This window comes from Bradyrhizobium sp. BRP56 (assembly GCF_020194035.1).
GTDB lineage: Bacteria > Pseudomonadota > Alphaproteobacteria > Rhizobiales > Xanthobacteraceae > Bradyrhizobium > Bradyrhizobium australafricanum.
Map to the genome: position 1 here is coordinate 113,525 of NZ_JADYVV010000001.1, position 14,424 is coordinate 127,948.

A 14,424-nucleotide genomic window follows, 5' to 3' on the forward strand; every position below is an offset into this window, starting at 1 on the left:
CCCTGAAATTTATCGGGTAAGCGTAGGAACCGTGACTTAACCTCACGTTGCAAAACCCGATGAGTTTGAAACGACTTGGCTGCAGCACTATTGCGTCAAACTTTACGCACCCCGGCGACCGGCGATGACGCTCACGGGTGCAATGTCGGCGACGTGTTCGGCGCCGGCGCCTGCTCCATCTCCGCCTCTTCGGGCAGCTTGTCGGCGTGGACGGCGAGCGGCGTGCCGATCCAGAGCGGATCGTCGTGGTGGTCGCGGCGCGGATTGGTGGTGTTGGGATGGACCAGGATGCTCAGGCTGCCGTGGTTCAGCATCAGCCACGGCACCAGGGTCGGAAACAGCTCGGCCGCAAACGCCACCTGATACATCGCCTGATCGTGCGGGCCGACCTTGACGTCGTGCCAGCGTCCGAGCGTGACCAGAAAGCGCTCGCCGATCCAGTTGCGCAGCCGTTCCGCCTCGCCCCGGCTGGCCGCGGGGTCGTAATAGACATGGGCGTGGTAGCTCGCGATCTCGCCGATCATCCGTGGCGCGTCCGTCATCTCACCTCTCCCTCCGCGGCCGGTCACTTGCGCCGCAGCACACTGAACTGGAACGACTGCGTCGCGCCCCAGGGCGTGACGTGCCGGTGCGCCTCATGCGCGATCAACTCGAATGCCGGACCAATGGTCCTGCTGATCGTCACGGGATCATAGCGCTGCACCGGCAGGCCGCTGCACTTCTCCGGGCCGTCCAGCGCGAAGGTGCCGATCACGGCGTGGCCGCCTGCTTTGACGCCGCGATGCAGCCGGTCGAGATAGGCCGCGCGATCCGTCTCATCGACGAGGAAATGGAACGCGGCACGATCGTGCCAGATGTCGAAGGCTCGCTGCGGCTGCCAGACCGTCGCATCATCAGCAACCCAGCGCACCTTATCGCCCGGTGCGCCGATCCGTTCCCGCGCGCTCGCCAGCGCCGCTTCGGAGAGGTCGAGCACCGTCAGATCGTGGAAACCGCCCGCAAGCAACGCATCGACGAGGCGCGAGGCCCCGCCGCCGATGTCGATGATCGACGCGTCGCGGCCCGGTGCGATCGATTCGATCAGACGCAGCGATGGCTGCGGATCGGCCTGCGACCAACTCACCTGCTGCTCTCCCTTGGTCAGATAGACGGTCTGCCAATGCGATTGCCGATCAGAAGCGGTCATGGCGATAGGTCCCGAAAGCGGCAACAACCTGCGTTGCGCCATTAACCATCAGCTAGGCGCGGCGGTCTCTCGCGTCAACCGGCAGCGGCGGGCACGCACGGCGGCGCAGCAGCAAATGCCGCATTTGCTTCGCCGCATTTTCCAACTAACCTGATAGCCGGGTTGAGATCGGGGCGTCCGGGGATGGCCAATTTCGGCTGGACACGCGGCAACAAGCCTGCACAAGCGGAGGACGCCGCCAGCGATTTGCGTGGCCTCAGCGATCCGGCGGCGTTTCTCGCCGCGCTCGACAAGGTGGTCCCGCGCTATCTCGATCTCGCCGACAATGGCGTGCTGGTCTATCCGGCCTGCAAACGCAAGTCCGGCGATCTGCTCGGCGACATCAGCGCGATCTGGGAGCACACGCGGCTCGAGGCGATGCGCTATGTCCCGATGGTGCCGCGGCAGGACATCTCGCTGCTGGTCGATCCGGCCCGCCAGGCGGAGATGATCGATGCTTTCCTGCGCCAGCGCGCGCACGACAAGACCGTCGTCGATTTCACCGGCACCGCGATCGAAGACTACGGGATTGCGATCTACGCTGGCCTGAACTGGCTGAACCATTGCGGCGCGCTCGTGGGCGCGGATCCGCAAAAATTTTCCGGCACGTTGCGGAGCTTCCGCAGGGTCATGGTGGTCGCCCAACAGTGGTGGGCGATCGACGGCGCGGCCGAGCGCTGCCGGCAACTGCTGGAAGCGCGCGAACGACCGCCGCTGGTGTTCTTCCTGATGTGGGCCGAATGCACCAATTTGGCGCGCGAGATCGCGATCGCGGCGGCCGGTCCAAATGCAACCGAGGACACCATCTCGCGGATGCGCGCGGCCGAAGATCCGGACGAGCTGACGTAATGCGCGGATCGGACGCGCGGCCGCAGACCAAGGTGCGTACTCATAAATCCGGGATGTCCGCTTTCGAGAGGTAAAGCGGACTCGCGACCCCGACCACGCGGATGTCGCCTTCTGACCCGGAGCCGACATCGGCCTGGCCATTTGGCAAGGGATAATTCTGGCTATACCCGCCCTTCCAGAATTGTGGCCTGACCCTATAAGATGCGCCTCCTGACCCCCAGGGTAAGATATGGCGCGGCCGTCAAAAACGAGAGGCAAGAGGAGCGCGGCGAAAACCCGCAAGGCGAACTCTATGGGCGACCACAAAAAGCCCATTAAAAATAAGCGCCGCATTTCTCCGATCTCCGATGTGACCAAAGAGTTGCAGGAGGCCCGCGAGCAGCAAGCGGCTACGGCCGAGATATTGAAGGTCATCGCCAGTTCGCCTGGCGAGCTTGGGCCGGTGTTCGAGGCCATGCTGAAAAATGCCGTGCGCATCTGCAGCGCCAGTTTTGGGACGCTGCTCCTATACGAAGGCGACAGGTTGCGGCGGGTAGCGCGAATGGCCGCGCAAAACGTGCCGCAATCGTATGCGCCCGACCAAGAAACGCCGCCACACTTCATCGCGCCGTTTGATGGGGCGCCTTCGCTGGGGCGCCTCGTCGAAACCAAGGCGCTGGTTCACATTGCCGATATTGCCACCGAGCATCCCGACGATCTGATCTACAAGGTCGCCGCAGCCCGCACCGTTCTGATTGTGCCGATGCTCAAAGAGAGCAAGCTTGTCGGCGCCTTTGCCGTCTACCGCAAGGAGGTGCAAGAATTCAGCGACAAGCAGGTCGAGTTGCTGGAAAATTTTGCGGCACAAGCCGTGATCGCCATCGAGAACACGCGGCTGCTCAAAGAACTGCGGGAGCGCACAGATCAAGTAGCCGAGCTTAATCGGGGCCTCGAAGCGCGGGTCGCCGAGCAAGTCGAGGAATTGGGCCGCATCGGACGTCTGAAGCGCTTCCTCGCTCCACAACTGGCCGAACTGATCGTCTCGCAGGGAAACGAGAAGATCCTCGAAAGCCACCGCCGCGAGATCGTGGTCGTGTTCTGCGATTTGCGCGGCTATACCGCATTCACCGAGACCGCCGAGCCAGAGGAGGTGTTGAATTTCCTGCGCGAGTATCACGGCGCGCTCGGGCCGCTCGTCAGCCAGTTCGAGGGGACGCTCGACCAGTTCTCCGGCGACGGGATCATGGTGTTCTTCAACGACCCCGTACCGATCCCCGACCCGGCTCTGCGCGCGGTCGATATGGCCGTCGCGATGCGCGAGGCTGCGTCGTCGCTGACCGCGGCCTGGCGCGAGCGAGGCCGCGAGTTGGGATTTGGCGCCGGCATCGCCCAGGGTTACGCGACCTTGGGCCAGATCGGATTTTCCGAGCGCTTCGGATATACTGCGATTGGCACCGTGTGCAATGTGGCGGCACGGCTGTGCGGCGAGGCTAAGGACGGCCAAATTCTGCTCAGCCAGCGCGTCAACGTGGCTCTCAAAGGAAGCGTAGCGACTGAACATCTTGGCGCACTTTCGTTGAAGGGTCTCACCCAGCCGATCATGACCTACAACGTGCCGCTCACGGCTAGCCAACCGGCGCTCCGTGTTATCGATGGGGGTAATCATTGAACGGCCAGTCAGCGGGGGAGTCCGGCCTTGGCCCGTTGCGGACACTCACTTAGGCGTCCGTCGATGTCTGCTTTGGAGGACAACTCAGACCTCGCTATCTCCGCGCGCGCGTACCAGATTTATGAGTACACGCCCAAGTCTAGGCGACAGGGTCCGCGTCGACCGAGACCACCTGCAATTCCTTGGATTTGCGCGAGATCAGGCGGGCCAGCTCGCTCTGCTTGTAGGTCTCGACGAACTTGATGGCGAAGCCGTTCGGCAGATGCCGGACCACCCGCCCGACGCAGGCGCCGATCGCCAGCGGCATGCCGACCGGCGGCTGCGCCTCGGAGGAGACCGCCGCGCCGGACAGCGACATATCGATGATGAAGCAGCTCTGCATGGTGCCGTCCGCCAGCGTCAACATGGCATGCGGCGCGACCGGAACGAAACGCGGGTTGTTGCGCGCCTCGCGGATGCTCGGATCCTTTTGCTTCTTCTCGATCCAGGTCAGCTTGTCGGCGAACTTCTCGCGCATGGCATGCGTCATCTCGAGCTCGAGCAGGAAGCTGCCGCTCATCGTGTCGGTGATGCAGCCCTCGAACTTGCCGAACTCCTCGAAATACGAAGTCAGCCGGTCGCCGACCTTGCCGACGACGGGCACGTCCACGATCATCCGGAACGGCGAGACGCGCGTGGTGCGGCAGGCGAAGGTGCGCAATTTGCCCTGGGCATCGTACCAGTTCGGCAACGTGTAGCTGCCGTTGACGGTGATCTTGACCGCGCGTTGCTTGAGAAACTTTTCGACGGACACGACTGAACCTCGCCCGAGGCGATGTGAATGCACGGAGGTCGGGATTGACCGGCTTCACTGCCGGTCCGGGTGGGGAAGTCCGCTACCGACGCGATGGTAGCGGGCAGCTGCGGCACGCATTCCAGCGCGTGGCCGAATGGTCCTGGCGCGCAGGTGCGTACAGCCATACCGTCGAAAAACCAGGAAAAAGTTAAACCGGGACGGAGCGCCGGCGGCGCACTCTATGGCGCAACCGTTGCGCGGCAGTTTATTTTGCGAACCGTACAACTACCGGGAGAGTTGCTACCCGGCAATGCAATCGCGCCGTGCTCCAAACCGCCTGCCTCGGCTGTCGGCCGGGTGCTAGCCTTCGCTCGATCAGTCCGGACCCTCATAGGCTCAACATGTCAAACAAATCGCTTGCCGACGGCAAGATCCTGCAGGACGTCGTCGACGGCGTCGGCGTCATCACCTTCAACAATCCCGACAAGCGCAATGCGATGTCGCTGGAGATGTGGGAGGGGCTCGGCGAGGCGCTGACGGCGTTGCGCGACGATCCGGCCGTCCGCGTCGTGATCCTCGTCGGCGCCGGCGACAAGGCGTTCGTATCGGGCGCCGATATCAGCCAGTTCGAGAAGACGAGGCACAACGCCGAGGCCTCCGAGGAATATTCACGGCGCAGCGCCGCCCAGCGCGCCCTACTCGCCGACTATCCGAAGCCGACCATCGCCTGCATCCGCGGCTTCTGCCTCGGCGGCGGCATGCAGGTCGCGATGCTGACCGATATCCGCATCTCCGGCTCGAGCGGCCAGTTCGGCATACCCGCCGCCAAGCTCGGCATCGCCTATGGCTATGACGGGCTGCGCCATCTGGTGTCGCTGGTCGGGCCGTCCTGGGCGCGGCTGATCATGTATACGGGCATGCGGATCGATTCCGCCGAGGCGCTGCGGATCGGCCTCGTCGATCGCGTGCTGCCGGACGCCGAGCTCTGGGACGCAACCATGGAGATCGCGCGCACCATTTCCGGCAACGCGCCGCTGGCGATCAAGGCCGCCAAGATCACCATCGCGCAGGTGCTGAAGGATCCAGCCGACCGCGACATGGCGGCGATCAAGCAGGTCGGCATCGAATGCATGGACAGCGCGGATTTCCGCGAAGGCCGCAATGCTTTCATGGAGAAGCGCAAGCCGCAGTTCAAGGGCCGGTAGCGACGTCCTCATCCTCACCGGTCATCGCCCGGTTCAACCGGGCGAACCAGTACGCCGCGGCCCATCGGCTCAAGCACGACCGCCTCTGGAATACTGAATCACCCGCATGCGCATGCGCGGGTGATGAGCCGGATGACGATCGCACGATTTCTGAATAATGGAATAATAGCCCCGATTTGCCCGACGCGTCAAGTCGCCTGGTCGAAGGCCGGCCGCCGGCCGGCTCCTTTGCATGGGGTTGTTTTCGATATTTTGGCAGTGCGCTCGCGATTGAACCTGCCCTACTTCTTCTCGCTGACCGGGACCGTGTAGTTCAGGATCAACCGCCCGCCGTCGGGATAGATGGTCTGGCCGGTGATGTAGGAGGCATCGTCGCTGGCCAGGAATGCCACGACGGCAGCGACCTCGCTCGGCTCGCCGCAGCGGCCGGCCGGCGTCCGCGACAGCACGCTGCGCCGCGCATCCTCGGACGAGAAGATCGCCGTCGCCACCATCTCGGTCAGGATCGTGCCGGGTCCGACCGCCACGACGCGAATGCCGTGCGGCGCCAGCGCCACGGCGGCGACCGAGGTGAGCTGCTTCATCGCGCCCTTGGACATCGCATAGGTCGCGAGCGAGGGGATCGCGAGCAGCGCGTTGACCGAGGACATGTTGACGACGACGCCGCCACCGCCCTGCGCGATCATCTGGCGCGCCGCAGCCTGGACGCCGAAGAACGCGCCCTTGAGGTTGATGCCCATCACGTCGTCGAATTCGGCCTCGCTGATGTCGAGGAAGTCGCGGTTGCGCGCGACGCCGGCATTGTTGACCATGACGTCGAGCCGGCCGAACTCCTTCACCGCGGTCGCGACAATGCGATCGACATCGGCGCGCCTGCTGACGTCGGCCTCGACGGCCCGCAACTGATCGATATGTCCGAGTTCCTGGGCGGTGTGGACAAGCCCTGCAGCGTCGACATCCGAGATGACGACCCTGGCGCCGTCGGACAGGAAGCGCGCCGCGCAGGCCTTGCCGATGCCGCGTGCCGCCCCCGTGATGGCGACGACCTTGCCGGAATTCTTCATGGGAGTGCCTCCAGAACAAACTGTTCATGGAGCAATAGCGCATTGCGCGTCGGCAGGGAACGCGGCGGATTCTCCGGGCGAGACCTTACGACTTGATGCGCGCGAGAATCCGGTCGGCCTCGGTACGCCAGTCGGCGCTGCGGGCGAAGTCCGGCGTTCCCTTGGCTCCGAACACGCCCTCATCGGCAAGATCGGCGATCCAGCCCTGCCGCTCGGCGGTGCCGGAGGCAGACCATGGCGTCAGCCCGGCCTCGCGCACGGTCTCCGCCACCTCGCGCACCTCCTCGGCGCGCCGCCGGCCGTGCTCGATCACCCGCTGAAAGAAATAGGCGCCCTGCTTCTCCCAATCGATGCTTGGGAAGGTCTCCTTGAGCGAGGCGAGCACCGCATCCTCGACGCCATAGGCGCGCGCGGTGGTGAAGCTCTCGATTACCATGGCCTCCAGCCCCTTGATCATGATGCTGCGGCACATCTTGACTGCCGAGGAGACGCCAAGCTCGTCGCTTGCGACCTTCGCGGCAAAACCGAGCGCGACCAGCAGTGGCGCCAGCTCCCGCGCGCCTTGGCCGCCGAGCAGCAGCGGCACCTTGATCCGGTATGGCGGCAGCGAGGTCATCACTGCGCCCTCGACATAGCGGCCACCGGCGCCGTCGATGTGCGCCGCCGCGCGCTGCTTGGCGCCGGGCGAGGCCGAGTTGAAATCGAGAAACCAGGCGCCGTTCCGGATTGCGGGTGCGCAGGCCGCGGCAACCGGCACCGCCTGGCTCGCCGTCACCGCCGAGATGTTGAAATCGGCCCGCGCCGCAAGATCGGCATGGGATTGCGCGAGCTCGACGCCGATCTCCGCCGCGTGCGCGCGCAGGGCCGCGCCCTGTTCGCGGTCAAGCTTGATGTCGTAGGCCGAAACCCTCACGCCCTGCTGGCGCAGATCCTCGGCAAGGATGCGGCCGACCTCGCCATAGCCGAGCATGCCGATTTGCCATTGCCGCGGATCGCCGGAGATTGTCATCAGTTCAAGTCCCGTGTTGTGTCGTCGAACAGCTCGTCGACCGTGACGTTCCGGGGGATCAACGCCTGCTGCACGCAATAGTCGATCATCAGCTCGAGCGGCTTGCGGTTCGCCGCGACGCCGAACGGCAGCAGGTCCGGGGTGCCGGGCGGGCCGGCCTCCGCCTTGCCGCGCTTGAGCAGATCGAACAGGCTCCGCACCACGTCGGGCCGCGACGCCGCAAGCCGCGATGTCACCACCACCAGATGATTGACCGGCACCACGCCGTGCCGCTGATACCACCGCGCCGCCTCTGCGGCCGGATCGGCGAACAATGGCTTGAATGCCGGATCGCTGGAGATCTCGCCGAGCACGGCGTCGAGCTCGCCGTCTTTCAACATCTGGACGATGGTCTTGCCCTTCGGCGCACGCTCGGTGCTGTCTACATATTCCGCGACATGCGGATCCTCGAACGTGACCCAGTTGATCCTGTCGAGGTTCACGCCATGGTCATTGGCAAGGATGCCGCGCATCCATGCCCCGGTCGTGGTCGTGAACGAGCGGATGCCGACCCGCTTGCCTTCGAGATCGGCAGGCACGAGCGTACCGAGGTCGGCGCGATAGAGCGCATGGCCGTGCTGGAAGCGGCCGACCATCGCCGCCGGCAGCAGCACCAGCGGCTTGCCGTGCGCCCTTGCCATCAGATAGGTCACGATCGCCATCTCGCAGACGTCGAAGGCCTGCTCGCGCACCATCGGCTTGAACGCGGCGTTGGTCGGCGTGAATTCGGGGAAGTCGAGATCGAACAGGTCGGAGCGAAGTTCACCGTTCTTCACCGCCCGGACGTGCGGATGATTGCCGAGCACGGCGCGCAGCCGAAGTTTCTCCATCGCGACAAGCTCCGGACGTTCAGGTCACCACTCGCCCCGGATTTGCGCCCGGGATCTTGCGCGGCGCCCCTTCGTCGAGCGGCGCGGCCTGCAACGCGGCGACGGTGGCGCGCACCAGTTCCTCGATGGCGTGGCCGGCATCGGAGCCGTCGGCGCTGCCGCGCGACAGGCGCGAGACGCGCTCCGGCGTCACCAGCGTGTAGTAGAGCGCGCCGAGCAGGAAGTGGCTGCGCCAGACCAGATCGGTACGCGGAATATGCGGCAGGCTTTCATGAATCGCGTCGATGAAGGCATGACTGGTGTCGTCGAAGGTCTGCGCGATGATCTTGCGCACGACCTCATTGCCCTCGGCCGACATGATCGCGCGCAATCGCGTGAACCGCGTTCCGCCGCCGGCAAGATCGCTGCCGGACGTAAAGGCCGGCAACACATAGGCGCGCACGATCGCCTCCAGCCGGTCCTGCAGATCGCGCACCCGACGCGCCGCCGCCAACAGCTCGGAGCGCCGGCGGTTCATCGGGCCGCAATGGCGCCGATAGATTTCCAGCAGCAGGCCGTCCTTGGTCCTGAAATGATAGGTCACGCTGCCCGGATTGGCGCCGGCAGCGTGCGCGATGTCGCGCACCGAGACGGCGTTGAAGCCGTAGGTCGAGAACAATTCCTCCGCCGCGGCGAGGATCGCCTCGCGCATGTTCGGCTTGCGGGCGCTGGCGGCCTTCACGTCAGACCTGGCAGGTTTGCGGACCATATTTGTACTATCGTCCAAATAATCCGGTCGCGTCAACAACGCCGCGCGGCACCCATCGTCAGGATAGTTTGACGTCAGGCTCGGCCCGACCGCGCGCGGCGGCCTCGAGCAGGAACGTCCTGCCATGCTCGGGATCGGCCGCACGCTGCGCCTCATCCATGTCCTGCCAGGCCGAGGTGACCAGCACGCGCGAGAAGTCGCGGCCGACGAATGCCGGGCAGCTCGATTGCCTCGCGGGTACGCGCAGCGAACGCAGATGCCGGCCGGCGGGATCGTAAACGTCGACGCGACCGCCACCCCAGCGCGCGTTCCAGATCAGCCCGTCGGCAACGACGATCGCGCCGTCGAGGCCGCCGCTGCCTTGATGCCTGATCAATTCGGTAGCCTCGCCGACCGGCAGTCCCGTTGATGGATCGAGCGGCACGCGATGCAGCACGTTGGTCGCGGTATCGGCGAAATAGCCGATGTCGCCCGCGGGCGAAAAGCAGATCGCATTCGGGATGGTGATCCCGGGATACAGCCGCACGATGCGCCCCCGGTGCAGCGCATAGATCGCGCCGGCACCCTGCTCGGCATGGCGCCCCATGGTGCCGAGCCAGAACGTGCCCGACGGATGCACACGCGCATCGTTGGAGCGCGTCAGCGGGTTGTCGGCCTCCAGCGCGGCGAACAGCTCCAGGCGGCCGTCGGCAACGTGCCGGACATAAAGTCCATCTTCGGTAAGGATCAGCTGCCGCTCGCCGTCGATCCGCGCCAATGCACTCGCCATTTTCGGCAATTCATGGATCACAGTGCTGCCGCCTGCAAATCGATGCTCGAACAGGCGGCGCTCGCGGATATCGAACCACCAGGCGGTGTCGGTCGCCGCATCATAGGTCGGGCCTTCGCCGAGATGGCAACGCTCCGCCGACAGCACCGATGTCGGCAACTCTTCCATCAGCGGCTCGGCGGCACGGTCGATCATGGCGTCACTCACGCGGTTGAGAAACGGTAGACGATGCTGCGCCGATAGAGCTGCCCGGGATCGAGCCGCGCCGACGGGAAGTCGGGCCGGTTCGGCGTATCAGGCCAGGCATGCGGCTCGAGACAGAGCGCATCGGATTGCCGGTAGAGACGATCGCCCTTGCCGGCGGTCGAGCCGTCGAGGAAATTGCCGGAATAGAATTGCAGTCCCGGCTGATCGGTGAACAGCTCCATCACGCGGCCGCTGTGCGGCGCCTCGAGGCGCGCAGCAAGGCGAAGGCCCGCCCCCGAGGCCAGACAGAAATTGTGGTCATAGCCACGCCCGAGCCGCAGCTGCTCGTCATTCATCCTGATCCGCGCGCCGATGGCTGTAGGCTTGCGGAAATCGAACGGCGTGCCGTCGACCGGCCGCGGCGGCTCGTGGAGCGGGATCGCCGTGGCATCCACCGCGAGGAAGTGGTCGGAAGCGATCGTCAGCCGGTGATCGAGGATCTGCATGCTCGAGCGCGCGCCCTCGAGATTGAAGAAGCTGTGATTGGTGAGGTTGAGGCAGGTCGGCCGGTCGGTCGTCGCCTCGTAGGTGACCGAGAGCTCCATCGGACTGCGCACGCGATAGGTCACGCGCGCCGCGAGATTGCCCGGATAGCCCTCCTCGCCATGCGGGCTCTCGCGCTCCAGCACCAGCGTCGGCGCCGGATCATCCGATAGTTCGACGATCCGCCACAGCTTGCGATCAAAGCCCTGCACCCCGCCGTGCAGCGCGTTGGGACCGTTGTTGGCGTCAAGCTGCACGGTCTCGCCATCGAGCACGAAGCGCGCGCCGGCGATCCGGTTGGCGTAGCGCCCGATCGTCGCGCCGAAGAATTTGCGCTGTGCGAGATAGCCGTCGAGCTCATCGTGGCCAAGCACGATGTCGTCGCAATGTCCGTCACGATCCGGCGCAATCAGCGCCTGCAGCGTGGCGCCGAAGGAAAGGATGGCGGCCTCAAAGCCGTGTTCGCCGCGCAGCGTCACGCGCTCGACCACGGTGCCGTCGGGCAATTTGCCGAAGGGGGCGCGATCAATGCTGGCTGATATCATTGTCAGTCCTCGAACGCCTCGACGAGGCGCCGTCGCCCGAGCGTGAAGCTATCGGCGACAAGCCGCAAGGGCGCGAGGTCGACATCGGATTTTCCTTCCAAGGTCAGCGCGACGAAACGGCGGTACAGCGCGGGATATTCCTCATCCGGCGCATCGACCACCAGCCTGCCGCCATCGCGCAGCTGCCTTCCACCTTTCGACAGCGTCACAGGCCCGGCCTCGGTCTCGCACAGGATGTCCCAGCTCGGCGATCCGGTCTGGCGGAAATCGAATTCGGCGTGAATTGGCAAGCCGCTCGCGTCGGAGAGTTCGATCTCTGCCGCAATCGGCGCCTCCCGATTAGACGGAAAGTCCAACGCCGCGCTCCTGATAAAGACCGCACGCGGCAGGATCTCGGTCAGGATCGACAGCGCGTTGATGCCGGGATCGAACACGCCGAAGCCACCCGCCTCGAAGATCCAGGCCTGACCCGGATGCCAGACGCGCACGTCTTCCTTCCAGATGATGGTCACCTTGTTGATGGCGCGTCTCGCGAGCAATTGCCGCGCAGGACCGACCGCGGCCGCATAGCGTGAATGCCATGTGGCAAACAATGTCCGACCCGCCTCCTGCGCGGCCGCGATCAGCGGCGTGAGTTCGCTTAACGTCGTGCCCGGCGGCTTCTCCAGCAGCACATGCTTACCCGACGCGAGCGCGGCGGCGGCCTGCGCGTGGCGCACCTGCGGTGGCGTACACAGCGCGACCGCGTCGATCTCCGGCCCGTCGCGCAACAGCTCCTGCATGTCGCGGAAATGCGGCAGGCCGGGCGGAGTCTTCACGGGATCAACCACCGCGACGAGAGCCACGCCTGACGTCTTCGCGATCGCAGGCACGTGCTGCCGGCACGCGATCTCGCCATAACCGACGATGGCGATGCGAAGCAGGTCACTCATGGCCGTCCTCGCGTTGCTGTCCACCCGGCCGGCTGAAGCCGCCAGGCAGAATCATAAGCCAGCGCCGAATACCAACGGCATGATGTGATTTTGGTTGCGGACACGCAAGTCCACGACGCTTTGGTGCGCGCCTCGCGGCCGGGGCATCGGCTTTGATCAATCAAGGCCGATGCTCCAGAATCCTGTTTTGACAGGCTTTCCTTGCGCGGACCGGTCACCGCCTCGCCCGAGACCAGCGCTAGCGGGCGGCCTCAAACCCGCCGAGCACCGCCGTCAGATTGGCGCCGAGGATGTCGGAGAGATAGCCGCCCTCCTGCACCAGCACCGTCGGCAATCCGAAGCGAGCCAGTCCCTCGCCGATGCGGCGGAAGCCGTCGGTGGTGACGGCGAGACCGGCGAGCGGGTCCTTCTCGGAGGCGTCGAGACCGAGCGCGACCACGAGCGCGGTCGGGGCGAAGGAGCGGATCGCCTTCTCCGCCACGGCAAGCGCCTTCATGTAGTCGTCGTCACCGGTGCCCTTGGCGAGGGGAATGTTGAGATTGGTGCCGAGGCCACCTGCGGCGCCGCGCTCATGCGCATAGCCCCAGACGAAGGGGTAGAAGAACGACGGATCGGCGTGGATCGAGACGGTGAAGACATCCGGCCGCTCGTAGAAGATGCCCTGCGTGCCGTTGCCGTGATGCACGTCGACGTCGAGGATCGCGACGCGCTCATGCTTCTGGCGCAGATGCTCGGCCGCAATCGCGCTGTTGTTGAGGAAGCAGAAGCCGCCGGCGAGGTCGCGATAGGCGTGGTGGCCGGGCGGGCGGCACAGCGCGTAGACGGCATCCTCGCCGTCCAGCACCATCTGCGCGGCGGTGACCGCGACGTCGCTCGAGGCGCAGGCGCCTGCCCAGGTCCCGGGACCGATCGGAGCCGCGGTGTCCATCGTGTGCCAGCCGAGCTTGCCGACGATATGAGCAGGGTACGTGCCGGCATTGCGCACCGGATGGATGTTCGCGATCATCTCCGGTCCGGCATTGCCGAGCGCCGACCATTCGTCCCACGCTTCCGCGAGAAAGCTCAGATATTCCGGACTGTGCACGCGCGCCCGCGGCCCTTGCCCGAACCTGGTCGGCTCGATCAGCGTGTGGTTGCCGGCCTTCAGGCCCGCCAGCAGGCGGTCGGCGCGTTCGGGCTGTTCGGTGGTACGCTGGACCACACCGCGGACCAGGAAGAATTGCGGATCATGGCTGCGGTGCAGATCACTGTAGACGGCCTTCACGGGGACACTCCTGTTGGATCGGCGGCTGAGCTGGACAGAGCGAGGGCAATGTGCCGCACGCAAGCTCTGGCTTGCGCGTTGTACACTATCAGCGTCGGCGACGATCTGAAACCGAGCGCGATTTCATGCTATGCCCGCATGCAGCGCAATGATTGAAAGACGCGGGACGCGAAGTCCGGCCATGGCCAGCGGCAAGACGGAGACAGAGGAAGCGGCAACGGGGCGGCGCGGGCGGCCGCGCTCCGCCGCGACCACGGCCGCGATCCTGGAAGGTGCCTATCAGCTGATGGCGACGACCGGCCTCGCCGCGACCACCATCGACGCGATCGCAAAACATTCCAACGTCTCGAAGATGACGATCTACAAATGGTGGCCGTCGCGCGAAGCGTTGCTGATCGATGCCTTCCTCGACCAGGCCTCGCGGGCCGTGCCGCTGCCCGAAACCGGCAATCCGGTGGCCCGCGTCCGCCGTCATGTCGCAACCTATGTCGAGGCGTTGCAGGGCGAGTTCGGCCGCGTGCAGCTCGCCGTGATCTCGGAATGCATCTCGAAGACCGGCACGGCAGAACTGTTCTACGAGCGTTACCTCTGCCTGCGCCGCAGCAAGATGCTGGAAATCATCGCCGCCGGCCAGAAGGACGGCAGCATCGGCGCGCCGGGCGTCCCCGGCGATATCTATGACGCCATCTATGGCAGCCTGTTCTACCGCTACGTCTTCGGCATCAAGCCGCTGACGCCGGCCTACGCCCGCAATCTCGTCAATCTGGTGCTGCGGCCCCGCGCGGACGCTTGA

Annotated in this window: 15 protein-coding genes; 4 read left to right on the forward strand and 11 right to left on the reverse strand. The window is 65.3% G+C overall.

Annotation, left to right across the window (positions count from 1 at the left end; genetic code table 11):
* Positions 1 to 131: 131 nt before the first annotated feature.
* Together I6F38_RS00515 and I6F38_RS00520 are read right to left on the reverse strand one after the other, a co-directional pair.
* Positions 132 to 542 carry a DOPA 4,5-dioxygenase family protein gene (locus I6F38_RS00515; RefSeq protein ID WP_225158628.1) on the reverse strand — a complete coding sequence of 137 codons (411 nt, stop codon included), beginning with the start codon at positions 540 to 542 and terminating at the stop codon, positions 132 to 134.
* 23 nt (positions 543 to 565) lie between these two features.
* Complete coding sequence (locus I6F38_RS00520) at positions 566 to 1,186, reverse strand: class I SAM-dependent methyltransferase (RefSeq protein ID WP_225158629.1); 621 nt, start codon at positions 1,184 to 1,186, stop codon at positions 566 to 568.
* Positions 1,187 to 1,369: 183 nt separating this feature from the next.
* On the opposite strand from I6F38_RS00520, the gene I6F38_RS00525 reads away from it, so the two are divergent.
* Together I6F38_RS00525 and I6F38_RS00530 are read left to right on the forward strand one after the other, a co-directional pair.
* Entirely contained in the window at positions 1,370 to 2,074 is a 705-nt protein-coding gene (locus I6F38_RS00525) for a hypothetical protein (protein ID WP_092085941.1), read from the forward strand.
* Positions 2,075 to 2,366: 292 nt separating this feature from the next.
* Positions 2,367 to 3,722 carry an adenylate/guanylate cyclase domain-containing protein gene (locus tag I6F38_RS00530; RefSeq protein ID WP_225158630.1) on the forward strand — a complete coding sequence of 452 codons (1,356 nt, stop codon included), beginning with the start codon at positions 2,367 to 2,369 and terminating at the stop codon, positions 3,720 to 3,722.
* 139 nt (positions 3,723 to 3,861) lie between these two features.
* On the opposite strand, the gene I6F38_RS00535 is transcribed toward I6F38_RS00530, so the two are convergent.
* A complete protein-coding gene (locus tag I6F38_RS00535) occupies positions 3,862 to 4,515 on the reverse strand; it encodes a PilZ domain-containing protein (protein WP_225158631.1) in 654 nt (217 codons plus the stop codon).
* 383 nt (positions 4,516 to 4,898) lie between these two features.
* Between I6F38_RS00535 and I6F38_RS00540 the strand changes: the two genes are divergently transcribed.
* The gene (locus tag I6F38_RS00540; protein ID WP_225158632.1) at positions 4,899 to 5,702 is read left to right on the forward strand and encodes an enoyl-CoA hydratase; all 804 of its coding nucleotides are present in this window, start codon (positions 4,899 to 4,901) and stop codon (positions 5,700 to 5,702) included.
* Between the two features lie 281 nt (positions 5,703 to 5,983).
* Here I6F38_RS00540 and I6F38_RS00545 read toward each other — a convergent pair whose 3' ends face one another.
* From I6F38_RS00545 to I6F38_RS00580, 8 genes are all read right to left on the reverse strand, one after another.
* Complete coding sequence (locus I6F38_RS00545; RefSeq protein ID WP_225158633.1) at positions 5,984 to 6,766, reverse strand: SDR family oxidoreductase; 783 nt, start codon at positions 6,764 to 6,766, stop codon at positions 5,984 to 5,986.
* An 85-nt stretch (positions 6,767 to 6,851) separates the two neighbouring features.
* On the reverse strand, positions 6,852 to 7,769 hold the full coding sequence (locus I6F38_RS00550; RefSeq protein ID WP_225158828.1) for a DUF1932 domain-containing protein: 918 nt from the start codon (positions 7,767 to 7,769) through the stop codon (positions 6,852 to 6,854).
* A 5-nt stretch (positions 7,770 to 7,774) separates the two neighbouring features.
* Positions 7,775 to 8,644 (reverse strand): ABC transporter substrate-binding protein, encoded by an 870-nt coding sequence (locus tag I6F38_RS00555; protein ID WP_225158634.1) that lies wholly within the window; start codon positions 8,642 to 8,644, stop codon positions 7,775 to 7,777.
* A 19-nt stretch (positions 8,645 to 8,663) separates the two neighbouring features.
* The gene (locus tag I6F38_RS00560) at positions 8,664 to 9,392 is read right to left on the reverse strand and encodes a TetR family transcriptional regulator (RefSeq protein WP_092089644.1); all 729 of its coding nucleotides are present in this window, start codon (positions 9,390 to 9,392) and stop codon (positions 8,664 to 8,666) included.
* A gap of 58 nt (positions 9,393 to 9,450) precedes the next feature.
* The gene (locus tag I6F38_RS00565; protein WP_225158829.1) at positions 9,451 to 10,329 is read right to left on the reverse strand and encodes an SMP-30/gluconolactonase/LRE family protein; all 879 of its coding nucleotides are present in this window, start codon (positions 10,327 to 10,329) and stop codon (positions 9,451 to 9,453) included.
* 35 nt (positions 10,330 to 10,364) lie between these two features.
* Positions 10,365 to 11,435, reverse strand: a complete 1,071-nt coding sequence (locus I6F38_RS00570) for an aldose epimerase family protein (protein ID WP_225158635.1) — start codon at positions 11,433 to 11,435, stop codon at positions 10,365 to 10,367.
* Positions 11,436 to 11,437: 2 nt separating this feature from the next.
* Positions 11,438 to 12,367: a Gfo/Idh/MocA family oxidoreductase gene (locus tag I6F38_RS00575; RefSeq protein WP_225158636.1), complete on the reverse strand. Its 930-nt coding sequence runs from the start codon at positions 12,365 to 12,367 to the stop codon at positions 11,438 to 11,440.
* Between the two features lie 238 nt (positions 12,368 to 12,605).
* Positions 12,606 to 13,631: a histone deacetylase family protein gene (locus tag I6F38_RS00580; protein WP_225158637.1), complete on the reverse strand. Its 1,026-nt coding sequence runs from the start codon at positions 13,629 to 13,631 to the stop codon at positions 12,606 to 12,608.
* Positions 13,632 to 13,812: 181 nt separating this feature from the next.
* Here I6F38_RS00580 and I6F38_RS00585 point away from each other — a divergent pair, with 181 nt between their 5' ends.
* Positions 13,813 to 14,424, forward strand: a complete 612-nt coding sequence (locus tag I6F38_RS00585; RefSeq protein WP_225158638.1) for a TetR/AcrR family transcriptional regulator — start codon at positions 13,813 to 13,815, stop codon at positions 14,422 to 14,424.